22 protein-coding genes and 1 riboswitch are annotated in these 22786 nt (G+C 65.3%); of the genes, 9 read left to right on the forward strand and 13 right to left on the reverse strand.

From position 1 onward, the window contains the following. The first annotated feature begins 46 nt into the window (after positions 1–46). Genes FAZ95_RS02765 through rsmA form a run of 3 tightly spaced genes read left to right on the forward strand, consistent with a single transcriptional unit; the run spans position 47 to position 3285 of the window. On the forward strand, positions 47–1417 hold the full coding sequence (locus FAZ95_RS02765; protein ID WP_496543829.1) for a peptidylprolyl isomerase: 1371 nt from the start codon (positions 47–49) through the stop codon (positions 1415–1417). A gap of 8 nt (positions 1418–1425) precedes the next feature. Then, the gene (pdxA, locus tag FAZ95_RS02770; RefSeq protein ID WP_137331048.1) at positions 1426–2424 is read left to right on the forward strand and encodes a 4-hydroxythreonine-4-phosphate dehydrogenase PdxA; all 999 of its coding nucleotides are present in this window, start codon (positions 1426–1428) and stop codon (positions 2422–2424) included. A gap of 30 nt (positions 2425–2454) precedes the next feature. Next, positions 2455–3285, forward strand: coding sequence for a 16S rRNA (adenine(1518)-N(6)/adenine(1519)-N(6))-dimethyltransferase RsmA (rsmA, locus tag FAZ95_RS02775; RefSeq protein WP_175425502.1), 831 nt, complete (start codon positions 2455–2457; stop codon positions 3283–3285). A 14-nt stretch (positions 3286–3299) separates the two neighbouring features. Here the strand turns inward: rsmA and FAZ95_RS02780 are convergent, their stop codons facing one another. Then, the gene (locus tag FAZ95_RS02780; RefSeq protein WP_137331050.1) at positions 3300–4232 is read right to left on the reverse strand and encodes a DMT family transporter; all 933 of its coding nucleotides are present in this window, start codon (positions 4230–4232) and stop codon (positions 3300–3302) included. A gap of 229 nt (positions 4233–4461) precedes the next feature. Here FAZ95_RS02780 and gloA point away from each other — a divergent pair, with 229 nt between their 5' ends. Further along, positions 4462–4848, forward strand: a complete 387-nt coding sequence (gloA, locus tag FAZ95_RS02785; protein WP_137331051.1) for a lactoylglutathione lyase — start codon at positions 4462–4464, stop codon at positions 4846–4848. Positions 4849–4864: 16 nt separating this feature from the next. Here the strand turns inward: gloA and FAZ95_RS02790 are convergent, their stop codons facing one another. The 7 genes from FAZ95_RS02790 to FAZ95_RS02820 form a co-directional block, all read right to left on the reverse strand. Further along, entirely contained in the window at positions 4865–5731 is an 867-nt protein-coding gene (locus FAZ95_RS02790) for a M48 family metallopeptidase (RefSeq protein WP_137331052.1), read from the reverse strand. Between the two features lie 45 nt (positions 5732–5776). Then, positions 5777–6535: a lysophospholipid acyltransferase family protein gene (locus FAZ95_RS02795; protein ID WP_137331053.1), complete on the reverse strand. Its 759-nt coding sequence runs from the start codon at positions 6533–6535 to the stop codon at positions 5777–5779. 48 nt (positions 6536–6583) lie between these two features. Further along, positions 6584–7147, reverse strand: a complete 564-nt coding sequence (gmhB, locus tag FAZ95_RS02800) for a D-glycero-beta-D-manno-heptose 1,7-bisphosphate 7-phosphatase (protein ID WP_137331054.1) — start codon at positions 7145–7147, stop codon at positions 6584–6586. Between the two features lie 10 nt (positions 7148–7157). After that, positions 7158–9287 (reverse strand): glycine--tRNA ligase subunit beta, encoded by a 2130-nt coding sequence (gene glyS, locus FAZ95_RS02805; RefSeq protein WP_137331055.1) that lies wholly within the window; start codon positions 9285–9287, stop codon positions 7158–7160. Positions 9288–9379: 92 nt separating this feature from the next. Further along, positions 9380–10387, reverse strand: a complete 1008-nt coding sequence (glyQ, locus tag FAZ95_RS02810) for a glycine--tRNA ligase subunit alpha (protein WP_137331056.1) — start codon at positions 10385–10387, stop codon at positions 9380–9382. Positions 10388–10577: 190 nt separating this feature from the next. Further along, positions 10578–12305, reverse strand: a complete 1728-nt coding sequence (lnt, locus tag FAZ95_RS02815; protein ID WP_137331057.1) for an apolipoprotein N-acyltransferase — start codon at positions 12303–12305, stop codon at positions 10578–10580. A gap of 96 nt (positions 12306–12401) precedes the next feature. Then, the gene (locus tag FAZ95_RS02820; RefSeq protein WP_137331058.1) at positions 12402–13295 is read right to left on the reverse strand and encodes a CorC family transporter; all 894 of its coding nucleotides are present in this window, start codon (positions 13293–13295) and stop codon (positions 12402–12404) included. A gap of 258 nt (positions 13296–13553) precedes the next feature. Between FAZ95_RS02820 and FAZ95_RS02825 the strand changes: the two genes are divergently transcribed. Continuing rightward, complete coding sequence (locus tag FAZ95_RS02825; RefSeq protein WP_137331059.1) at positions 13554–14150, forward strand: DUF4337 domain-containing protein; 597 nt, start codon at positions 13554–13556, stop codon at positions 14148–14150. A 307-nt stretch (positions 14151–14457) separates the two neighbouring features. Continuing rightward, positions 14458–14652: a hypothetical protein gene (locus FAZ95_RS02830; RefSeq protein WP_137331060.1), complete on the forward strand. Its 195-nt coding sequence runs from the start codon at positions 14458–14460 to the stop codon at positions 14650–14652. Between the two features lie 54 nt (positions 14653–14706). On the opposite strand, the gene FAZ95_RS02835 is transcribed toward FAZ95_RS02830, so the two are convergent. From FAZ95_RS02835 to miaB, 4 genes are read right to left on the reverse strand one after another with little or no spacing between them, the layout of a single operon-like run. Further along, a complete protein-coding gene (locus FAZ95_RS02835; RefSeq protein ID WP_137331061.1) occupies positions 14707–15357 on the reverse strand; it encodes a gamma-glutamylcyclotransferase in 651 nt (216 codons plus the stop codon). 40 nt (positions 15358–15397) lie between these two features. Next, positions 15398–15889, reverse strand: a complete 492-nt coding sequence (gene ybeY / locus FAZ95_RS02840) for an rRNA maturation RNase YbeY (protein ID WP_137331062.1) — start codon at positions 15887–15889, stop codon at positions 15398–15400. Positions 15890–15940: 51 nt separating this feature from the next. Beyond that, on the reverse strand, positions 15941–17005 hold the full coding sequence (locus tag FAZ95_RS02845) for a PhoH family protein (protein WP_137331063.1): 1065 nt from the start codon (positions 17003–17005) through the stop codon (positions 15941–15943). Between the two features lie 30 nt (positions 17006–17035). Next, positions 17036–18406 carry a tRNA (N6-isopentenyl adenosine(37)-C2)-methylthiotransferase MiaB gene (miaB, locus tag FAZ95_RS02850; protein WP_137331064.1) on the reverse strand — a complete coding sequence of 457 codons (1371 nt, stop codon included), beginning with the start codon at positions 18404–18406 and terminating at the stop codon, positions 17036–17038. 285 nt (positions 18407–18691) lie between these two features. Here miaB and FAZ95_RS02855 point away from each other — a divergent pair, with 285 nt between their 5' ends. The 3 genes from FAZ95_RS02855 to ribB all read left to right on the forward strand — a co-directional run bounded on the left by FAZ95_RS02855 (position 18692) and on the right by ribB (position 21870). After that, positions 18692–19867, forward strand: coding sequence for an MFS transporter (locus tag FAZ95_RS02855; protein ID WP_137331065.1), 1176 nt, complete (start codon positions 18692–18694; stop codon positions 19865–19867). Between the two features lie 159 nt (positions 19868–20026). Continuing rightward, on the forward strand, positions 20027–20704 hold the full coding sequence (locus tag FAZ95_RS02860; RefSeq protein WP_137331066.1) for a helix-turn-helix domain-containing protein: 678 nt from the start codon (positions 20027–20029) through the stop codon (positions 20702–20704). Between the two features lie 163 nt (positions 20705–20867). Next, positions 20868–21045, forward strand: a riboswitch (FMN riboswitch). A 123-nt stretch (positions 21046–21168) separates the two neighbouring features. Next, positions 21169–21870 (forward strand): 3,4-dihydroxy-2-butanone-4-phosphate synthase, encoded by a 702-nt coding sequence (gene ribB / locus FAZ95_RS02865; protein WP_137331067.1) that lies wholly within the window; start codon positions 21169–21171, stop codon positions 21868–21870. A 119-nt stretch (positions 21871–21989) separates the two neighbouring features. Here ribB and FAZ95_RS02870 read toward each other — a convergent pair whose 3' ends face one another. Beyond that, positions 21990–22676: an HAD family hydrolase gene (locus tag FAZ95_RS02870; RefSeq protein WP_137331068.1), complete on the reverse strand. Its 687-nt coding sequence runs from the start codon at positions 22674–22676 to the stop codon at positions 21990–21992. Positions 22677–22786 lie beyond the last annotated feature (110 nt).

Below are 22786 nucleotides of genomic sequence, written 5' to 3' on the forward strand. Positions count from 1 at the left end.
GAACGGGCGGGACGAGCCCGATATCATTGGAGTAGCTGTGGCAATCATGAAGAATCTTCGTTTGGCAACGCTCGCGGCCAGTCTTGGCCTTGCCGCCGCGGCCACCTTTTTGCCGGTGTCGAGCGCATCCGCTCAAGCGTTGAGCCCGACGAGCGGCGAGACGGCGGATTCCGTCGCTGCCGTCGTCAATAACGACGTCATCACGCAGCGCGAGCTGGATCAGCGGGTCGGTTTGATCACGCGGCGTCTGCAGCAGCAGAACGCGCCGGTGCCGCCGCTCGACCAACTGCGCGTTCAGGTGCTGAATCAAATGGTGCTCGAGCGCATCCAGATCGAGAAGGCCAATGAAGACGGCATCAAGATCAGCGATGCCGACGTGCAGACCACGCTGACGAAGCTCGCGGCGGCGAACAACATGCCGCTGGAGATGTACCGCGCTCGCCTCGAGGCCGAAGGGGTGCCCTGGTCGGTGTTCACGCGTGACGCGCGCACCGAGCTGACGCTTTCTCGTCTGCGCGAGAAGGAAGTCGACAGCAAGATCACGGTCTCGGACGCCGAAGTCGCGAACTACATCGCGAGCCAGCGCGGGCCGTCCGCGAAAGTGCAGCTCGATCTGCACCTCGATCACATTCTGGTCAAGGCGCCGGCTAACGCGCCCCAAGCCGATATCGACGCGGCGCAGAAGAAGGCTCAAGCGATCCTGCAGGAAGCCACGGCGTCCAGCGCGAAGTTCGAATCGCTCGCGAAGGACAACTCCCAGGCCGACGACGCGAAGAAGGGCGGCGACATGGGCTTCCAGCCGCAGTCGAAACTGCCGGCCGATTTCGTCAGTGCGGCGTCGCAGTTGCGTCCCGGCCAGGTGAGCCCCGATCTGATCCGCACCGGCGACGGCTTTGAAATCGTGAAGCTGGTCGATCGCCGCGCAGGCCAGGGCGGCAACGCCGCCGATGCGCCGAAGCTCGTGCAGACGCACGTGCGGCATATTCTGCTGCGTGTCGGCGATGGTTTGTCCGAGCCGGAAGCGCGCCGGAAGCTGCTCGATATCCGTCAGCAGGTCGAGGCCGGCGGGGATTTCGCGAAATTCGCGCGCTCGTACTCGCAGGACGGCTCGTCGTCGCAAGGCGGCGATCTCGGCTGGATCAGCCCGGGCGAGACAGTGCCTGACTTCGAACGCGCGATGAACAACCTCAAGGACGGCGAGATCAGCGAACCGGTGCGCAGCGAATACGGCTATCACTTGATCCAGGTGCTCGCCCGTCGCGAAGCGGAAGGGTCGGTCGCGCAGCAAATGGACCTCGCGCGTCAGGCGATCGGCCAGCGCAAGGCCGAACAAGCCTACTCCGACTGGCTGCGTGAACTGCGCGATTCCGCGTACGTGCAATACAAGGGCGATCTCGCGTCCCTGCAACAGCAATAATCCATTCGATGACCGCCGCCTCCCGCAAGCCCCTGCAAATCGCGATCACGACGGGCGAACCCGCCGGGGTCGGGCCTGAGCTGACGGCCCAGGCGCTGGCGGCTGCGGCGGCGCATTGGCCCGACGCACAATTCACCGTGCTCGGCGATGCGGGGCTGCTCGAAGCGCGCGCCAAGGCGGTCGGTGTCGATTGGGCTCATCTCACGGGCGGCACGCGCGTGCGCGTCGCGCACCGGCCGTTGGCGGTGGCCGCTCAGGCCGGCAAGCTCGACGCCGCGAACGGCCGCTACGTGCTCGGCCTGCTCGACGACGCAATCGACGGCGCCGTGGCCGGCACCTTCGACGCGATCGTGACCGCGCCGCTGCAAAAGAGCACGATCAACGACGCCGGCGTGCCGTTCACCGGCCACACCGAATATCTCGCCGAGCGCACGCGCACGCCGCGCGTCGTGATGATGCTGGCGGGCACCGGCGCGCGTCCGCTGCGCGTCGCGCTGGCGACGACGCATCTCCCGCTCAAGGACGTCTCCGCGGCGCTGACGATCGACGGCTTGCTCGAGACGCTAGCGATCATCGACCACGACTTGCGGCGCGATTTCGGCCTGCCGGTGCCGCGCATTCTCGTGACCGGTCTGAACCCGCACGCAGGCGAAAACGGCTACCTGGGCCACGAGGAAATCGACGTGATTTCCCCGGCGCTCAAGCTCGCCGCCGAACGCGGCATCGACGCGCGCGGCCCGTACCCCGCCGACACGCTGTTCCAGCCGCGCTACCTCGAAGGGGCCGACTGCGTGCTCGCGATGTTCCACGACCAAGGTCTGCCGGTACTCAAGTACGCGACCTTCGGCGAGGGCGTCAACATCACGCTCGGTCTGCCGATCATCCGCACGTCGGTCGATCATGGCACCGCGCTCGATCTCGCGGGCACGGGGCGCGCCGATGCAGGCAGCCTGATCGCGGCGATCGACGCGGCCGTCTCGATGGCGCGCAACCGTCGCGGCGCCTGAGTTTTCCTATTCCGTTTTTCTTCGATTTCGATGTCCACTAGCAGACAGCACCAAGGCCATTTCGCGCGCAAACGGTTCGGGCAGAACTTCCTGGTCGACCTGGGCGTGATCGATTCGATCGTCGACGTCATTCGTCCGCAGCGCGGCGAACGGATGGTGGAGATCGGGCCGGGCCTGGGCGCGCTCACCGAACCGCTGATCGAGCGGCTCGCGACGCCGGAAGCGCCGCTGCATGCGGTCGAGCTGGACCGCGATCTGATCGCGCGCCTCAAGAAGAAATTCGGCGACTTGCTCGAGCTGCACGCGGGCGATGCGCTCGCATTCGATTTCGGCTCGCTCGCGGCGCCCGTCGATAAGCCGACGCTGCGCATCGTCGGCAATCTGCCCTACAACATTTCGAGTCCGCTGCTGTTCCATCTGACGACGTTCGCGCCGGTCGTGATCGACCAGCACTTCATGCTGCAGAACGAGGTGGTCGAACGGATGGTGGCCGAGCCGGGCAGCAAGGAGTTCGGACGGCTTTCGGTGATGCTCCAGTATCGCTATGTGATCGACAAGCTCATCGACGTTCCGCCCGAAGCGTTTCAGCCGCCGCCCAAGGTGGATTCGGCGATCGTGCGGATGATTCCCTACGCGCCGCACGAACTGGCGCCGGTCGATCCGGCCGTGCTCGGCGAAGTCGTGACGGCGGCGTTCTCGCAACGGCGCAAGATGCTGCGCAATACGCTTTCGGCTTACCGCGATGCGGTCGATTTCGAGGCGCTCGGTTTCGATCTCGCCCGGCGTGCCGAAGACGTGCCGGTGGACGAATACGTGCGCGTCGCGCAGGTGGTGGCGGCGGGCGCAACGCCCGCGGCGTAGACGCTGGCGGGCGCTTAGCGCTTGCGCGGCGCCGGCGAATTCACAATCAAAATCCCGATCAGCACGAGTGCGGCCGCAACCAGAAATCGGCCGCTGAACGACTCGCCGAGCAGCACGACTCCGAAGCTCACGCCGAACAGCGGCGTCAGAAACGAGAACACCGAAAGCCTCGACGCCATATAGCGTTTGAGCAGCCAGAACCACGTCAGATAGCTGACGAACGCGACGATCACCGCTTGATACGCGAGGCTCGCGAGCGCGATCGGCGAGACGTGATCGACATGCCCCTCACCGAGCACGAACGCCAGCGCGAGCAGCACGATCGCCGACACGGCCAGTTGATAGAACAGCGTCTTGCTCGCGCTCGAATGCGACAGCGACGTGGCGCGCACGACCACCGTCGTCGCAGCCCACAGGATGCCCGCGAGCACGCCGAGCGCATCGCCGATCAATCCCGTCAGCATCGACGAGCCGGGCGACGGCGCGCGCGCGAAACCGTCCGCGAACGCGAGGGCCATTCCCGCGAATGCCATGCCGATGCCGAGCCACTGCGCGCGGCGCATGCGCTCGCCCGCGACGAACGCGTGCAGCCCGAGGGCGGTGAAGCAGGGTGCGGTGTAGAGGAACACGGCCATGCGAGAGGCGCTCGTCAAGGTCAGGCCGATGAAGATGCAGATGAATTCGCCCGCGAACAGCAGGCCCGCGAAGAGTCCTGCACCCAGTGTGCCGTCGTCGCGAAAGAGCGGCGTGCGCTGCGAGCGCGCCCAGGCCCAGACGAGCACGGTCGCGATCGCCGATCGCAAACCGGCTTGGAACATCGGCCCGAGCGCCGCGTTCGTGCTCTTGATGGCGACTTGCTGGAATCCCCAGATCGCGCACAGCACGACCATCAGAATGACGGCAAAGCCGTCCAGCGGACGGCGGGTGGAGATCGCAGCAGTGTTCATCGATGGATTGTCGTAGTGGAGCAGGTGCGGATCAGTCGTGCCGGGTCCTTCCGCGAGCCCGCATGAGCGGCCTAGTACGATAGCAAATCGATGCGCGCCTGGGTCAAAGCCCCACCGGTATCAGGGCCGCGCGACGTGGGCGGCGTCATGGGATCCGTCGCAGCCGCAAGCGGCGCTGCGGCTTTCTTGATACATTCGTCTTTTTTGACGAACCGAATCGGAGTGCAAGATGCGTTTGCTTCACACGATGCTGCGAGTCGGCGACATGGATCGCTCGATCGCTTTCTATACCGAACTGCTCGGCATGAAACTGCTGCGCCGCCATGACTATCCCGAAGGCAAGTTCACGCTGGCGTTCGTCGGCTACACCGAGGAGAGCGAAGGCGCGGTGCTGGAGCTCACTTACAACTGGGACACGAGCGCCTACGATATCGGCACGGCCTTTGGCCATCTCGCGATCGAGGTCGAGGATGCGTACGCCGCCTGCGAAAAGATCAAGGCCCAAGGCGGAACGGTCGTGCGCGAAGCGGGCCCGATGAAGCACGGTACGACGGTGATCGCCTTCATCACCGATCCCGACGGCTACAAGATCGAGTTCATCCAGAAGAAGCGTTGAACGGCGAACTCCGCGCTCAAAGCGCGGGCAGCAGCTCGGGCGGATGATGCTTGAGCGTATGCCGCGCTTCGCGGAACTCGGGGAAGATCGACTCGACCGTCTGCCAGAATCGCGGGCTGTGGTTCATCTCGCGTAAGTGCGCGAGCTCGTGCGCGACGACGTAATCGATGATCGACAGCGGAAAGTGGATCAGCCGCCAGTTGAGCCGGATCTTCCCGTCGCTCGAACAACTGCCCCAGCGCGTCGCCGCCGACGATAGCCCATACGCCCTGAAGTTCACCCCGAGCTTGTCTGCGTAGATCGCGAGGCGCTCGCCGAAGAGACGCTTCGCTTCTCCTTGCAGCCAGCCTTGCACGCGGTCCTTGATCTGCTGCTCTTCCGCATGCGCGGGCAGTGGGAGCGCAAGCGTTGCGCGCTCCGCATCGAACGCCAGCGCCCCATGCGGCGACGCGAGCGTGAGGCTCACCGGCTTGCCCAAGTATGGAATTTGCGCGCCTTCCTTCCAGTCGATGCGCGGCAGCGCGCGCTGCTCGACGCGCGTTTGCCATTCGGCGAGCTTGGCGAAAATCCAGCGTTCCTTTTCGACGATCGCCACTTCGATATCGGCGAGCGTGACCCAGCGCGGCGCGGTGATCGATAGACCGCTGCCGTCGATCGAGAAGCCGATCGTGCGGCGCGACGAGCGCTTGAGCCGGTAATCGAGCGTGCGGCCGTTGATCGTGAGGCGCCGCATGCGCGAGCCGTCAGGTGCTGGCGGTGCTAAGGACGAGGGAGGCTTCGTTGAAGGCGAGGGCAAGTCGGCGGCCGGCTCTCCGAAGAGCGGCAGGTCGAGTTGCCGGCTGTCGAGCGCTGCGGCGGGCCGCGGCGTGGAGGGCTTGTGCATCGATTTTGCTTCGCGCTAAAGCGCGCCGCGAGCGGCGCGGGCGCGTCAGATCCGGGCAGTGGCGGCCGTGCTGGCCGTGTCACGGTAGGCGGCGGGATCGATGCGGCGCATTTCCGTTTCGATCCACGCTTCGACGCGCGTGTTGACTTCGTCGGGCGTGAGCCCCGTTGTCTCGATCGGCTTGCCGATCGACACCGTGACTATACCCGGATATTTCATGAACGAGTTGCGCGGCCACACATGTCCCGCATTGTGCGCGATCGGCACGACCGGCACACCCGCTTCGATAGCAAAACGCGGGCCGCCCGTCTTGTACTTGCCTTGCTTGCCGACCGGAATGCGCGTGCCCTCGGGGAACATGATGACCCACGCGCCTTCGTCCATGCGCAGGCGCCCTTGCTTGATCACGGACACGAACGCGTTCTTGCCTTCCTTGCGGTTGATGTGAACCATCTTCAGCATGCCGAGCGCCCAGCCGAAGAACGGCACGTAGAGCAGCTCGCGCTTGAAGACGTAGCACAGCGGCCGCGGCATCAGGGCCGGAAACGCGAGCGTCTCCCACGCCGATTGATGCTTGGAGAGGAGCACGGCGGGGCCGTCAGGCAGGTTTTCGAACCCTTCGATCCGATAGCGGATGCCGTTCAGATGCCGCACCACGGCGAGCGTCGTGCGGCACCAGCCCACCGCCATCCAGTAGCGCCGGTCCGCGTGCATGAACGGGAACGCGATGAAGCACGCGGTCGCGTACGGCACGGTGAAAACGATGAAGTAGATGAAGAGCAGTAGGGAGCGGAGAAAGCGCATCGGTATGACGAAATCGGTGTGACTACGTGAAATAAGCGCGGGTCCGCGTTACTCGTGTTCTTCGGAGAGGAAGTCGAGCGCAAACGACTTCAGGTCGTTGTGGATCTTCGTGCCTTCGGGCAGGCCGCCGGCGGCGAGCGTCCCTTTGCCCTTACCGGTCAGCACCAGATGCGTCGGAAAGCCGAGCGCCGCGCCGGCTTGCAAGTCGCGCAGCGAATCGCCGACGACCGGCGTGACTGACGGCTCGATCTCGAAGCGCTCGGCGATCGCCTTCAGCATGCCGGGCTGCGGCTTCCTGCATTCGCAGTTGTCGTCGGCCGTGTGCGGGCAGAAGAACACCGCGTCGATGCGTCCGCCCGCCGCCGCGACGGCTTTCTGCATCTTCACGTGCATCGCGTTGAGCGCGGCCATGTCGAACAGGCCGCGCCCGATGCCCGACTGGTTCGTCGCGACGGCCACACGGTAGCCGTGCTGATTCAGCCGGGCGATCGCTTCGAGGCTGCCGGGTATCGCGACCCATTCGTCCGGCGATTTGATGAACGCGTCCGAATCGACGTTGATCACGCCGTCGCGATCGAGAATCACCAGCTTCCTGCTTGCGCTCGTAGGCATGTCTTCGGTCTCAGGCCGCGAGTTTGGAGATGTCGGCGACGCAGTTCATCTGCGAGTGCAGCGCGCCGAGCAAGGCCAGACGGTTCGCGCGCAACGCCGGGTCTTCGGCGTTGACCATCACGTCGTTGAAGAACGTGTCGACCGGATCGCGCAGCGCAGCCAGCGCGGACAGCGCGCGCGTGTAGTCGCGCTGCGCGAGTTGCGACTGGACGTGCGGCGTCACTTGGTCGAGCTGGGCGTTCAGAACCTTTTCCGCTTCTTCGACGAGCAGCGAGATCTGCACCGCGCGGTTGCCCTTGCCGTCGGCGGCCGACTCCGTTTCCACTTCCGACTTCTTCAGGATATTCGAAATCCGCTTGTTTGCCGCGGCGAGCGCGCTCGCTTCGGGCAAGGCCGCGAATTCGCGCACGGCGTCGAGGCGCGCGACGACGTCGTCGAGGCGCGTCGGGTTCAGGCTCAGCACGGCGTCGATTTCGCCCGCCGCGTAGCCGCGCTCGCGCAACAGGCCGCGCAGGCGGTCCATGAAGAACGCGTAGAGTGCGTCGACCGGATCGGCGACTTGCGATTCGCCCGCAAAGCGCGCGTACGCAACGCGCAGCAGCGAGACGATATCGATCGGCAGTTGCTTCTCGACGAGGATGCGCAGCACGCCGAGCGCGTGGCGGCGCAGCGCGAACGGATCTTTTTCGCCCGTGGGCTGCAGGCCGATGCCCCAGATGCCGACGAGCGTCTCGAGCTTATCGGCGAGCGCGACGACGGTGCCGGTCGGCGTCGACGGCAGCGCGTCGCCGGAGAAGCGCGGTTGGTAGTGCTCGGCGCACGCGAGCGCAACTTCTTCGTGCTCGCCGTCATGGCGGGCGTAGTAGGTGCCCATCGTGCCTTGGAGCTCGGGGAATTCGCCGACCATGTCGGTCAGCAAATCGGCCTTCGCCAAATGCGCGGCGCGCGCGGCGAGCGTGGCATCGGCGCCCGCGAGCGGGGCGATTTCGCGTGCGAGCGTTTCGACGCGCTCGACTCGCTTGAACTGCGAGCCGAGCTTGTTGTGATAGACGACGTTCGTGAGCAGCGGCACGCGCGCGGCGAGCGGCTTCTTCTTGTCTTGCTCGAAGAAGAACTTCGCATCGGCCAGGCGCGGACGCACGACGCGCTCGTTGCCTTCGACGATGTCGCCCGGCGTCGCGGTCTCGATGTTCGAGACGATCAGGAAGCGCGAGCGCAGCTTGCCGGCTTGATCGGTGAGCGCGAAATACTTCTGGTTGGTCTGCATCGTGAGGATCAGGCATTCCTGCGGCACTTGCAGGAACTCGTCCTCGAAACGGCACGCGTACACGACCGGCCATTCGACGAGCGACGTCACTTCGTCGAGCAGGGATTCGGGCATGACGACTTCATCGCCGTCGGCCTGGGCGAGCAGTTGCTCGCGGATCGTCTGCTTGCGCTCGCCGAAGTTGGCGATCACGTGGCCCTTCGTGCGCAGCGTGGCGGCGTAGTGCTCAGCGTGCAGGATCGCGACGAGCCCTTCCGACAGGAAGCGGTGGCCGAGCGTCGTATCGCCGGCGTCGATGCCGAACGCGGTGACGGGCACGACCTTCTCGCCGTGCAGCACGGTCAAGCGCTGCACCGGACGCACGAACTGCACGTTTGCACCGTCCGGGCGCTGGTACGTCATGACCTTCGGGATCGGCAGCTTGTTGATCGAGGTGGCTTCGTCGAGCGCGGCCTGCAGGCCGTCGGCGAGCGTCGCGCCAGGCGCCGCGTAGTGCAGGAAGAACGCTTCGGCCTTGCCGTCCGATGCGCGTTCGAGATCGCTTACCGCGACATCGGGAAAGCCGAGCGCCGCGAGCTTCTTCGCGAGCGGGGCAGTGGGCTGGCCGTTCGCATCGAGTGCGACCGACACCGGCAGCACTTTTTCGCGCACTTGCTTCTCCGGCGCGAGCTCGCGCACGTTCTTGACGACGACGCCTAAGCGGCGCGGCGTGGCGAAGCTCTCGAACGACGGCTCGCCGTCGATCAGGTCGCGCGCGGCGAGCCGCTCGACGAGGCTCGAGGCAAACGCATCGCCGAGGCGCGCGAGGGCCTTCGGCGGCAGCTCTTCAGTCAGCAGTTCGACGAGCAGGGTGGCTTGATGGGCTTGAGTCATGTCAGTATGCGCCGGGCCGCCCCAAGCGTACTGACACCCCCTCGGGGGGCAGCGAACGCAGAGAGCGTGGGGGCAGTTAATTGGTTATCTCGTCAGTCCTGGTCGATCTTGCGTTCGACTTTGAGCGGCGGCGCCCAGGCGGGCATCGCGGCGTCCTGTGCGTCCGTGGTGAGGCCGGGCACGCCGTGCACGGGGTTGCCGAGCATCGGGAAGCCGAGCTTCTCGCGCGAATCGTAGTAAGCCTGCGCGACGAGGCGCGACAGCGCGCGAATGCGGCCGATATACGCCGCGCGTTCGGTCACCGAGATCGCGCCGCGCGCATCGAGCAGGTTGAACGTATGCCCGGCTTTCAGCACGAGCTCATAGGCGGGCAGCGCGAGCGACGTTTCGATCATGCGCTTCGCTTCCGCTTCGTAGCTCGCGAACTGCGAGAACAGCAGCTCGACGTTCGCGTATTCGAAGTTGTACGTCGACTGCTCGACTTCGTTCTGATGGTAGACGTCGCCATAGGTGAGGCGGCGCAGCTCGTTGCCGTTCGGGCCTGCTTCTTCCCATTCCGTCCACACGAGGTCGTAGACGTTCTCGACCTTCTGCAGATACATCGCCAGGCGCTCGAGGCCATACGTGATTTCGCCGAGCACCGGCTTGCAGTCGAGGCCGCCGACTTGCTGGAAGTAGGTGAACTGCGTCACTTCCATGCCGTTCAGCCAGACTTCCCAGCCGAGCCCCCACGCGCCGAGCGTCGGGTTTTCCCAGTCGTCTTCGACGAAGCGCACGTCGTTTTGCTTCAGGTCGAAGCCAAGCGCTTCGAGCGAGCCGAGGTACAGGTCGAGGATGTTTTCGGGCGCGGGCTTGAGCACCACTTGATATTGGTAGTAGTGCTGCAGGCGGTTCGGATTGTCGCCGTAGCGGCCGTCCTTCGGGCGGCGCGACGGCTGCACGTAGGCCGCGCGCCACGGTTCCGGGCCGATGGCGCGCAGAAACGTGTGAACGTGCGACGTGCCGGCGCCGACTTCCATGTCGATCGGCTGGAGCAGCGCGCAACCCTGTTTGTCCCAATAGGATTGCAGCGTCAGGATGATTTGCTGAAACGTGAGCATGTAGTGCCTTCAGGCGGAGACGGCATGAGGAGCGGCCGCTGAGCCTCGCGTTCGGATGCAAGGCGGGCGGCCTGCGCGCATTCTTTGCGCGGCTCGGTGCTAAAACGTTGAATTTTACCGGATTGGTGCGCGATTGCGATTTTTGCGGAGGTGACCCGGCGCTTTCGAGCGGCGTGAGCCGCCGCCCGGGTTAGCTTCGTGCGCTGCCGTTCTTGCCGGCGTTGCCGTTTTTCTTGCTGACGCGCCCCGGCGAGAACGCGAAGCCGAAGGCGAGCAGGATCAGCGACACCGCGAGCACCGTGTTGTTGCCGCTCGTCACGTATGGCGTGTTGCCCGAGGTGCCCTGGATCGCCACGTCGAGCGAGCCGACCGTGAACACCGGCAAGCGGCCGATCACTTTGCCGTGAGCGTCGATAGCCGCAGTCGCGCCCGTGTTGGTCGCGCGCAGCATCGGGCGGCCGGTTTCGAGCGAGCGCATCCGCGCGATCTGCAGGTGCTGGTCGAGCGCGATCGTGTTGCCGAACCATGCGAGGTTCGTCGTGTTGACGAGCACCCCTGCCGGCACCGCGTTCTCGCGCAGCGAGCGGGCGATCTCCTCGCCGAAGATGTCCTCGTAGCAGATGTCGACGTCGACCGGCTGGTTGTGGACCATGAACGGCTTTTGCACCGGCGCGCCGCGCGCGAAGTCGCCGAGCGGGATGCTCATCAGGTTGACGAACCAGCGGAAGCCCCACGGCACGAACTCGCCGAAGGGCACGAGATGGTGCTTGTCGTAGCGGAACAGGTCGCGCGAATTGGGCGTGATGCCGTAGAGGCTGTTCGTGTAGTCGACGACTTGGCCTTCGGGCGTGATCGTGCCGCCGATCGCGCCGAACAGGATCGACGTGCCGGTCGTGTCGGAGAACTGGCGCACCGCGCGCGCGAACTCTACGGGCACCTGCTGGACGAGCACCGGGATCGCCGTCTCGGGCGTCACGATCAGGTCGGCGGGCTTCTCGGTGATCATCTGCTGGTACATCGCGATCGCCGCCGTGATGCCGACCGGATCGAATTTCATCTCCTGTTTCACATTGCCTTGCAGGAGCCGCACGGCGAGCGGCGCGTTGGCGGGCAAGGTCCAGGTGACTTGCGATAGCAGCACGCCGATTGCCATGACGGCAACCGCGACGACAGCGGGCAAGATGGCGCGAGCCGGACGGACGCGCTGCGGCGCCGGGTGGGGGGACGACTGCGGGGACGGCGCCGCGAGCGGGCCGCCGCGCAGTTGTGCGAGCGCTTGCACGATGAGCCCGCCCACGAGCGCGAGCACCCAGCCGACGCCATAGACGCCCGCCACCGGCGCAAAGCCCGCGAGCGGCCCGTCGACTTGCGCGTAGCCGCTCGCGAGCCACGGAAAGCCGGTAAACACGGTCCCGCGCAGCCACTCGCCGAGCGCCCAGGCGCTCGCGAAGGCGAACGCGCCGTGCCAGGTCGACGAGAACGGCAGGTCGGAGGCGTTGCCGTTGCGAGCGTGCCCTGCGCAGAACGACCACAGCCCGGCGGAAAACGCCGGGTAGACCGCGAGATAGAGCGAGAACAGCACGAGCGCCGCGCCCGCGAGCGGCGCGGCCATGCCGCCGTAGTCGTGCATGCTCACGTAGAGCCACCAGACGCCCGTCACGAAGTTGCCGAAGCCGAACGCGCCGCCGGTCAGCGCGGCGCTTTTCCAGCCGGTCGTGCGTGTGAGCCACGCGTACAGGAACACGAAGAGGGCGATTTCGAGCCAGCCGCCGTGCGGCGTCGGCGCAAACGAAAGCGTATTGAGGGCGCCTGCAGCGAGCGCGGCGAGGTAGTGCCACAGCGGCAGCGCACGGCCGCTCGAGTCTGCTGCGGCGGGCGTCACGCCGCGGCGCAGACGGGAGGAAATCGGTTCAGCCATGGGTTCGCGGGTTTGCCCGATGGGCGTCAAGCTGGGTTCGACAAAGCGGCGCGCCCGCCGAGGCCGGACGCGCTAACGCCGATGCGGCTAGAGGGCTTACGTCTCCACGTGCTGCGCTTCGCGCTCGCGCTGGCCGGCGAGCGGGTCGCGCCGCACGAGCAGCATGTGGATCTGGCGCGCGTCGCCGCGCTGGATTTCGAAGATCAAGTCGTCGATGCGGACTTTCTCGCCCCGGTGCGGCACGCGCCCGAAATGATGCGTGACGAGCCCGCCGATCGTGTCGACCTCTTCGTCCGAATAATGCGTGCCGAATGTTTCATTGAATTGTTCGATCTCGGTGAGCGCGCGCACGCGATAGCGGCCGTCCGGCGAAGCGATGATGTTGCCGCTTTCCTCGTCGAAATCGTATTCGTCCTCGATGTCGCCGACGATCTGCTCGAGCACGTCCTCGATCGTGATCAAGCCCGCGACGCCGCCGTATTCGTCGACGACGATCGCGATGTGGTTGCGGTTCACGCGGAAGTCGTGCAGCAGCACATTGAGGCGCTTCGACTCGGGGATGAACACCGCCGGGCGCAGCATGCCGCGCACGTCGAACTCTTCTTCGGCGTAGTAGCGCAGCAGGTCTTTCGCGAGCAGCACGCCGATCACGTTGTCGCGGTTGCCTTCGTACACGGGGTAGCGCGAGTGCGCTTTTTCGAGCACGAACGGAATGAATTTGTCAGGGCTTTGCTCGATGTTGATCGCGTCCATTTGGGCGCGCGGAACCATGATGTCCCGTGCGCAGAGGTCGGAGACCTGGAACACGCCTTCGATCATCGACAGCGAATCGGCGTCGATCAGATTGCGTTCGTGCGCGTCTTGAAGGATTTCGAGCAACTCGGCCCGCGAATCGGGCTCGGGCGAGATGAAGTCGGTCAGGCGCTCGAGCAGCGAGCGCTTTTCTTGCGGTTTGTCGGTGTGTCGTCGACTGGGATAAGAGTCGTTCATGGTGATGCGCGCGGCGGCGCCGGGCGCGTTGTTGCAGAAAGTTAAGGATACACCAGGCGCATTGCGCGTCCGTGTCGGCTGGACCGCATAGGGCGCACGACAGGGGGACCGCTGAGGTGACGGTTCAGCTGAGAACTAAGGTACTAAGGGGCCGCAACAGCTGCCATTCGGAAACAGATCCTGATAAAGTCCCGCGGCAGAGCGGCCGCACAACGGCGCCTGAGCATCCATCCTAACTTATTCTTGCGCGAAGAAAGTATGTCGGACGAATTTGAAGTGCGCGGCCCGCACGACGAGGCCCTCGAGCACCCCGAGCACGGCGGGCACGAAGCGCATAGAGACGCGGACCCGTTTGCGAGCCGTATCGCGGTGATGACCGCGATTCTCGCGACAATCGGCGCCGTTTTTTCCTATCAGGGCAGCTCGACTGAGGGACTCGCACTCTTCTACAAGAACGAAGCGGCGATTCGCAAGACCGAGGCGGCGAATCAGTGGAGCTACTACCAGGCGAAGGGCGAGAAGGAGAATCTCGCGGAGCTCGGTGCGGCGCTCAGTGCAAGCGATCCGAAAGCTCACGCGAAATTTGCGGCCGACGTCGACAAGTACGTGCAGCAGAAGCACGAGATTTTCGCCAAGGCGCAGGCGCTGGAAAAATCGGTCGAAGAGGCGGACAAGATGAGTGAGGAGCAACTGCATCACCATCATCGCTGGGCGCAGGCGACCACCCTGACGCAGATCGCCATTTCGCTGGCGGCGATCACCTTGCTCACGCGGCGGCGGTGGCTGCAGATCGCCGCTTATGGCGTGGCCGGTTTTGGCGCGCTCGTGGGCGTTGCCGCGTTCCTCGGCCTCTGATCATCCGCGATCGCCCGCGCGCGCCAATTTCGAGCGTTTGGTCGCCTTCATGCGGGCTGTCGGCGTTTTCCGTCCCGCTGCCTGCGTATAAATAGAAATAAAACACGCAGGAAAAGAGACCACCTTGGGGCGCGATCCGCGCGGCTTCGCGCCGCGAATCGCCGGGACTCGGCGGCGATGCGGTCGCAACGTCGTTCGTGCTTCCTTCGAAGCGACGTCTTCCACGATGGGCATGACAGGCCGCGCGCTTCGCTGCCGTGGCCGGTGCACTGCGGCCGTCCGCGGGGGATGCGTTGCGGAGGAAACCATGGCGACTTTCGTGGTGATGCTGGCCGTTTGTCTCGCGATCCCGTTTGGCGGCGGGGCCGCTCAGAAGGCGGTGCAGCCGCATGAGGCGCAGGCGGTGGCGGCGGAGCAGACCGCGCCTGCTACGACGCTGGCTGGCGCGGCGTTGCCGACGGCCTCGGCGGAAGCCGGCGACAGCTCGACGCCTGCTAGATAGGGATAGGCGCCTGAGCGTGCTCGGCGCTTGGGTTGCGCGGGCGGCGGCCGTGCGTTACCGGCAGCGCTCGAGCAGCGCCTCGAGCGCGCGGTCCGGCATGCCGCTTTCGCGCAACGCTTCGACGGTTCGGCTCACGTAGTCGAGCGTCGTGCCGTAACGGCCGCGCGCGCAGCCGAGCACGGTCTTGACGACCGTATCGGACAGCTTGCCGGTATAGGTCGCCACGTCGCGCCGCATCACGAACGACAGTGCCGAGACGCGCTGTCCGTCCGCCAGCGCGCATGGCAGCCACGACGGGCGATACGAGCCCATCGGCATTTCGCGCCGCCAGAGTGCTTCGAGATGGGGCATGGCGCCTGCCGCGGCGAGGCGGAACGCGATGCCGCTGCACGAACCGCCGCGATCGAGCGCGAGCACGAGGCCGGGCTGCTCAGGCGTGCCGCGATTGACGCGCGACCACAGGTACAGCCCGCGGTGATAGCCGTGCACGCGAGCGCGCACGGCTTCGACGGTCGGCAGACCCGGGTTCCAGATCAGCGAGCCATAGCCGAAGAGCCAGAGATCGTTCGATCGGTCCCAGCCTTGCAGCGTATCGGCGAGCGATGCCGCCATCTCTTCCTCCGACAGATACCGCGCGACACCGAGCCTCGGCGGATAGCCGGGGCAGGCGGCGGGGAGATCAGGGGCGAGGTGCGAGTCGTTCACGAGGGGCGGGCGGTCGGCTTATCGGCGGGCGTTCGGACGATTATCGGCCATCGTTCCGCTCGCTCCCATCGTTTCGATAGGGATCGGGAAAACCCAGCGCACCGAGGATCTCGGTTTCGAGCGCCTCCATTTCTTCCGCTTCTTCTTCGACTTCGTGGTCGTAGCCCTGGGCGTGCAGCGTGCCGTGCACGATCAGGTGCGCGTAGTGCGCTTCGAGCGGCTTGTTCTGCTCGGCGGCCTCTTTTTCGACCACCGGGCAGCACAGGATCAAGTCGCCCGTGACCGGATCGTCTTCCGTCTCGGCGTAAGCGAAGGTGAGGACGTTGGTCGCGTAGTCCTTGCCGCGATAGGTGCGGTTGAGCGTGCGGCCTTCGTCGGCGTCGACAAAGCGAACGGTCAACTCGCCGCCGGCGAACAGCGCCGCCTTGATCCAGCTTGCGACGGTCGCGCGCGGCAGCAGCGCCTTGTGCTCCGGATAGGCTTTCGCCGCCGGAAATTGCAGGTTGAGCGTCAGTTTGGGCGCGCGGGTCATGCGATGGGCTGGGTCTGGTTTGGCTGTTGCGTTTTTTTGTTCGCGTGGGGATCAGCGGCCGTCGGGCTGGTGATGATCGTCCTTGTGCGAGTGCGCGTCGTACGCTTCGACGATGCGCGCGACGAGCGGATGCCGCACCACGTCCGCGCTCGTGAAGCGCGTGAGCGCGATGCCGCGCACGTTCGCGAGCACCTGCTGTGCTTCGATGAGCCCGCTCTTGTGCCCGCGCGGCAAGTCGATCTGCGTCGTGTCGCCGGTGACGACCGCCTTCGAGCCGAAACCGATACGCGTCAAGAACATCTTCATCTGCTCGGGCGTCGTGTTCTGCGCCTCGTCGAGAATGATGAACGCGTGATTAAGCGTGCGGCCGCGCATGTACGCGAGCGGCGCGATCTCGATCATCTGGCGCTCGAACATCTTCGCGGTCTTGTCGAAGCCGAGCAGGTCATACAAGGCGTCGTAGAGCGGACGCAGATACGGATCGACCTTTTGCGCGAGATCGCCCGGCAAGAAGCCGAGCCGTTCGCCCGCTTCGACGGCCGGACGCGTGAGCACGATGCGCTTGACCTGGTCGCGCTCGAGCGCGTCGACCGCACAGGCCACGGCGAGGTAGGTCTTGCCGGTGCCCGCCGGCCCGACGCCGAGCGTCACGTCGTGCGACACGATCTGCTTGAGGTATTCGCGCTGTGCCGGCGTGCGGCCGCGCAGGTCGGCGCGGCGCGTGTAGAGCTTCGGCCCGAGTTCTTCGAGGTTCTCCTCATCGCCCACGCTCGCGGGTTCGTCGAACGGATGATCGGGATCGCCGCGGAACCGCACGTCGATCTCGGCGCCGCCGTTCGGGCCTTTGTTGCCGGGGTGGCGCGCTTCGACGAGCGCTAGCTGAATGTCGTCGACGGACAGCGGCTCGAGTGCGCGGTTGTAGAAGTCTTCGAGGGCGCCTAGCGCGACTTTCGCGCCGCGCCCGCGGATCGCAATCCGATGGCCGCGGCGCTGTAGCGTGACATCGAGAGCCTGCTCGATCTGCCGCAGGTTTTCGTCGAGCGGGCCGCAGAGGTTGGCGAGACGCGCATTGTCTTCGCGCGGTGCGTTGAATTCCAGTGACTGGGCGACTTTCAAGGCGAGGATTCGATCCTTAGCTTAACGGGCTTAATGCGTCGAAGTGGCGATTTCCGGCGTGAGCACGAGTTCGCCGCGCAACGAATGCGGATACCAGTGGACGATCTTCACGTCGATCATCTGGCCGATGAGGCGCGCATGCGACGCGACAGGCGCCGGGAAGTTGACGACGCGGTTGTTCGCAGTGCGTCCGGCGAGCTCGTTCGGGTCTTTGCGCGCGGGGCGTTCGACCAGGATGCGCTGCACCGAGCCGACCATCGATTCGCTGATCTTGTTGACGTTAGCGTCGATCGTCGCTTGCAGATGTTGCAGGCGTTTGAGCTTGACCTCGCGCGGCGTGTCGTCGTGCAGGTTCGCCGCCGGCGTGCCGGGACGCGGGCTGTAGATGAACGAGAAGCTCGTGTCGTAGCTCATCTCGTGCACGAGGGACATCGTCTTGTCGAAGTCTTCGTCCGTTTCGCCGGGGAAGCCGACGATGATGTCCGTCGACAGCGACAGGTCCGGGCGGATCGCGCGCAGTTTGCGGATCACCGACTTGTATTCGAGCACCGTGTAGCCGCGCTTCATCGCCATCAGGATGCGGTCGGAGCCGTGCTGCACGGGCAGATGCAGGTGCGAGACGAGCTTCGGCACCTTCGCGTAGGTATCGATCAGGCGCTGCGTGAATTCCTTCGGGTGCGACGTGGTGTAGCGAATCCGCTCGATGCCGGGAATCTCGGCGACGTATTCGATCAGCGTCGCGAAATCGGCGATCTCGGTTGCGCCGAGCGTCAGCGCGCCACGGTAAGCGTTCACGTTCTGGCCGAGCAGCGTGACTTCGCGCACGCCTTGGTCGGCCAAGCCCGCGATTTCAGTGAGCACGTCGTCGAGCGGGCGCGACACTTCCTCGCCGCGCGTGTACGGCACGACGCAATAGCTGCAGTACTTGCTGCAGCCTTCCATGATCGACACGAACGCGCTCGGGCCTTCCACTCGCGCGGGCGGCAGGTGATCGAACTTCTCGATCTCCGGAAACGAAATATCGACTTGCGCACGGCCGCTCGCGCGGCGCGCATCGATCATCTGCGGCAGGCGGTGCAGCGTCTGCGGGCCGAACACGAGGTCGACGTACGGCGCGCGCGCGACGATCGACGCGCCTTCCTGGCTCGCGACACAGCCGCCCACGCCGATCAGCAGATTCGGATTCGCCTCTTTGAGCTCGCGCACGCGGCCCAAGTCGGAGAACACTTTTTCCTGCGCTTTTTCCCGCACGGAGCAGGTATTGAAGAGGATGACGTCCGCGTCTTCCGGGGAGTCGGTCTTGATGAGCCCTTCGGCAGCGCCGAGCACGTCGACCATCTTGTCGGAGTCGTACTCGTTCATCTGGCAGCCAAAGGTCTTTACATAAACTTTCTTGGTCATGAAGTTCGCCGTTCGCAGTGGTTGACCTGGGGGCGTCCGTCGTCAGTGGGGTTGAAAAGAAAAAGGGCGCAAATGTGCGCTGATCAGCCCTTTATTATAGCCTTTCAGACTTTTCGAGCCTTGGCTGCGCGGCTTCCACGAAAAGCCTGATATCGCCAAGCCGATCCATTCGAGCGTCGATTGTTCGATTTCGTTTGAAAATGATTTAAGTGCCACGCCAATTATCAAAAGCATATGGCTCCGGGAGAATGCGTCCTGTCCAAATCCCGTTCCAAGGGGCCTCACATGCCAATTCCATTGCTGGCGCTCGCGATGAGCGCATTCGCGATCGGCACGACCGAGTTCGTCATCATGGGGATCCTGCCCGATGTCGCGCGTGATCTCGGCGTGACGATTCCGTCCGCCGGGCTGCTCGTCTCCGGCTACGCGCTCGGTGTCACCGTCGGCGCGCCGCTGTTGGCCGTCGTGACGAGCAAGCTGCCGCGCAAGTTCGCGCTGCAAATGCTGATGGTGATCTTCGTGATTGGCAACGTGCTGTGCGCGCTTTCCCCGAACTACACGGTGCTGATGGTGGCGCGCGTCGTCACGTCGTTTGCGCACGGCTCGTTCTTCGGGATCGGGGCAGTCGTCGCCGCCTCGCTCGTGCCGCAGGAGAAGCGCGCCAGCGCGATTGCGATGATGTTCACCGGGCTCACGCTGGCGAACGTGCTCGGCGTGCCGTTCGGGACCTTCATCGGTCAGGAATTCGGCTGGCGCATGACGTTCTGGGTGGTCGCCGCGATCGGCGTGCTGTCGCTTGCAAGCGTCGCGGCGCTGGTTCCGAACCATCATGACGCGGGCCCCGCCGGGCTCGGCCACGAAGTGCGCGTGCTCAAGGAGCCGCAGGTGTGGCTCGCGCTCGCGATGACGGTGCTCGGCTTCGGCGGCGTGTTCATTGTGTTCACCTATGTCACGCCGATTCTCGAGCAGCTGGGCGGCTTCTCGCCGCGCTCGGTGACGCTGATTCTAGTGCTGTTCGGCGCGGGGTTGACGATCGGCAATACGCTCGGCGGCAAGCTCGCGGATCGTGCGCTGATGCCGTCGCTGATGGGCATCCTCGCAGCGCTCGCCGTGGTGATGGTGATCTTCGCGAAGACGAGCCACTCGCCGGTGCTCTCGGCGGTGACCGTGTTCCTGTGGGGGATCGCCGCGTTCGCGACGGTGCCGCCGCTGCAGATGCGCGTCGTCGAAAAGGCGAAGCACGCGCCGAATCTCGCTTCGACGCTGAACATCGGCGCGTTCAACTTCGGCAACGCGGCGGGCGCATGGCTTGGCGGGCTCGTGCTGACGCATGGACATGGGCTCGATACGCTGCCCCTGGTTGCGGCTGCAGTCGCAGTTGCGGCGCTCGTGCTCACGTGGGTCGCGGCGCGGCTCGATGCGCCGGCGGTCAAGCGCGTCGTCGAGCGGGTTTCGTCTTGAAGCGTGCCACTTGCGCGGTGGCGCTGGTTAAAGCCCGCGCCGCCTCCGCACGTGATAACAGTGTGACGATTTCTTCGTTTGAGCGCCGCCCACCCGATGCTAGCCTTGCTTCCATTCGAGTTTGAGCGCCGCGTCGCGGCGACCACGGAGGCAACTGACATGCATTCCCCCTTAGCGCTGGTCCGCGAACCTGCCGAAGAGGCGCAGCTTCGCAGCCGTTTGAACGAACCGTTCGATGCGCTCGAACACGTCGTCGGTGTGAACCTCGCGCGCTTGCGCGCCGAGCGGCAGCTCTCGCTCGATGCGCTCGCGCGGGCATCGGGCGTGTCGCGCGCGATGCTCGCGCAGATCGAATCGGCGCGCAGCATTCCCTCGATCAAGGTGCTGTGCAAGATCGCGCTGGCGTTGAAGGTGTCGGTGGCGGCGTTCTTGCGCCGGCATGCGGTGAACGGCATCGAGCATCTGCCGGCCGAGCGCGCGCGGCGTGTCATCAGTTCGAATGGGCGCTTTTCCGTGCGCGCGCTCTATCCCGACGCCGAGCCTGCCAGCACCGAATTCCACGAGCTGCGGATCGCGCCGCTGCACACCGAAAAGGGCGCGCCGCGCGCGCCGGGCACGACGATCAACCTCGTCGTCAGCGACGGCACACTCGAAGTCAGCTTGCACGACAGGCGGCAATTGCTCGCGACGGGCGATGCGATCGTCTTCGACGCCGACCAGCCGCACACGTTGCGCAACCCGGGCGACACCGAGGCGCGCGCGTACCAAGTGACCGTCAACGCGGAAACGCCGCCGCGCTGGGACATACCGCTTCCGCACGACGGTTCGCGCGATTAGCCGGAGACGGGGTGATCGGTGCAACCGAGATCTTGCGCTTGCTAACGGCGTGACCCGGCCCTAGAGGAAAGCTTTCATTTCAATCTTGTCAGCTCGCTACGCACCGCCCTGCAAGCGGCGCTTAGCTGTTGTATGCTTCGTCCGCCGGTCGAACCGGCAATCAGTGCGTCTTCAGGGCGGGGCGAAATTCCCCACCGGCGGTATGCCGGCGTAAAGCCGGCGAGCCCGCGAGCGCCCGCACTTTTATGGCGCGACATCGTCGCGTCGCCAAGAGAGCGGGGTCAGCAGATCTGGTGCGATGCCAGGGCCGACGGTCATAGTCCGGATGGAAGAAGATGTGCAGATAGTCACGTCCGTCTCGCTTGCGGCGTGCGGCTCAATGCTGCGCGGCGCGTGCGTCGTTCTGTCTGTTTGCAATGCCCTGGAACGTTTTTCGCCCATTCTCATTGCGAGGAGCGTTTCACATGTCTCAATCTGCTGTTTCCACGGCGTTCGCCGAACTTCCGCTGCTGTCCACCGAAGCCGTTCCGCCGCGCATCGACGCCGCGCTCAAAGCGCTGCGCGAAGGCCGCGCCGTCGTGCTGCAAGACGATCACGACCGCGAGAACGAAGCCGACCTGATCGTCGCCGCCGAGCGGCTCACGGTCGAAACGATGGCGCTCTTGATCCGCGAATGCAGCGGCATCGTGTGCCTGTGCCTGCCCGACGACAAGATCCGCGCGCTCGAATTGCCGCCGATGGTCGCGCAAAACGAAAGCCGTCACGGCACGGCGTTCACGGTCTCGATCGAGGCGCGCCACGGCGTGAGCACGGGCGTCTCGGCCGCGGACCGCGTCACGACGATCCGCGCCGCGATCGCCGACGACGCGAAGCCCGCCGATATCGTCCGTCCTGGCCACGTGTTCCCGCTGCGCGCCGCACACGGCGGCGTGCTGACGCGTCGCGGACACACCGAAGGCACGGTCGATCTCGCGATTCTCGCGGGCTTGAAGCCGGCCGGCGTGTTATGCGAATTGATGAATCCGGATGGGACGATGACGCGCGGCGCAGATGTCGAGCGTTTCGCGGCGAAGCACGATCTGCCGATGCTGACGATTGCCGAACTGGTGGAATTCCGCACCGCGCTGGCGGCTGCGGCGAGCGAGTGTGTCGCCGACGCGGTTTGACGCTAAGCGATGGGTCTGCCGACGGGCTTTGAAAACGCTCGTCGGCAGCCGGTACAAATACGACGCAAGAAGCGAGCGGCGGTTAATGCCCGCTGCGGCCCGCTACGGCCCGCTACGACTTACGACTGCACATCCCCGAACTCCCCGCGCGCCCCGGCGGCGACGAGTTCCGGCAACTGCTCCATTCGCTCCATGATGCGAGTCACGCCGAGACTGCGCAGCACCTCGGCATAGCCATCGGGAATATGGCTCGCGCCGACGAACGCGATCGTCTTCATGCCCGCCGCGCGTGCCGCGTGCAGGCCCGACACGCTGTCTTCCACGACCACGCAGCGCGCCGGCTCGATGCCCAATTGCTGCGCGGCATAGAGATACACATCGGGAAACGGCTTGGGCCGCGCGACCTGTTCGGCGCTGAACACGCGCGGGCCGAAGACGTCGGTGAGCCCGGCGCGCTTGAGCGACGCGCCGACCCGCGCGAGGCGGCTGTTCGACACGACCGCGGCGGGCAGCGTCACGCGGTGCAGCGCATCGCGCACGCCGGCGATCGGGCCGAGCGACTTCGCGAGCGCGGCTTCGATATTGCGGTCGATCGTATCGAGGAAATCGGCGGGCATCGTGATGCCGAATTTCGTTTCGAGGCTCGCGAGAAAGCGTGAGGTCTGCTGACCGAACGCGGTTTTCGCGACCTCTTCGAAGTCGACGCCGGGAAAGGTGGCCGACAGCGTTTCGACGAGCACGCGATCGGCGATGATTTCGCTGTCGACGAGCACGCCGTCGCAGTCACAGATGAGATGGTCGAGCATGGGAGCCAAGCGAGAGTGCGGCGCAGCGTTTTGAATTGACGAAAGCCCGCGTTTATCCGCAACTTTGCGGGCTTTCCGTCCGAAAGCATCATGATACGTGCATTGCCGCC

Source organism: Trinickia violacea, from assembly GCF_005280735.1.
GTDB lineage: Bacteria > Pseudomonadota > Gammaproteobacteria > Burkholderiales > Burkholderiaceae > Trinickia_A > Trinickia_A violacea.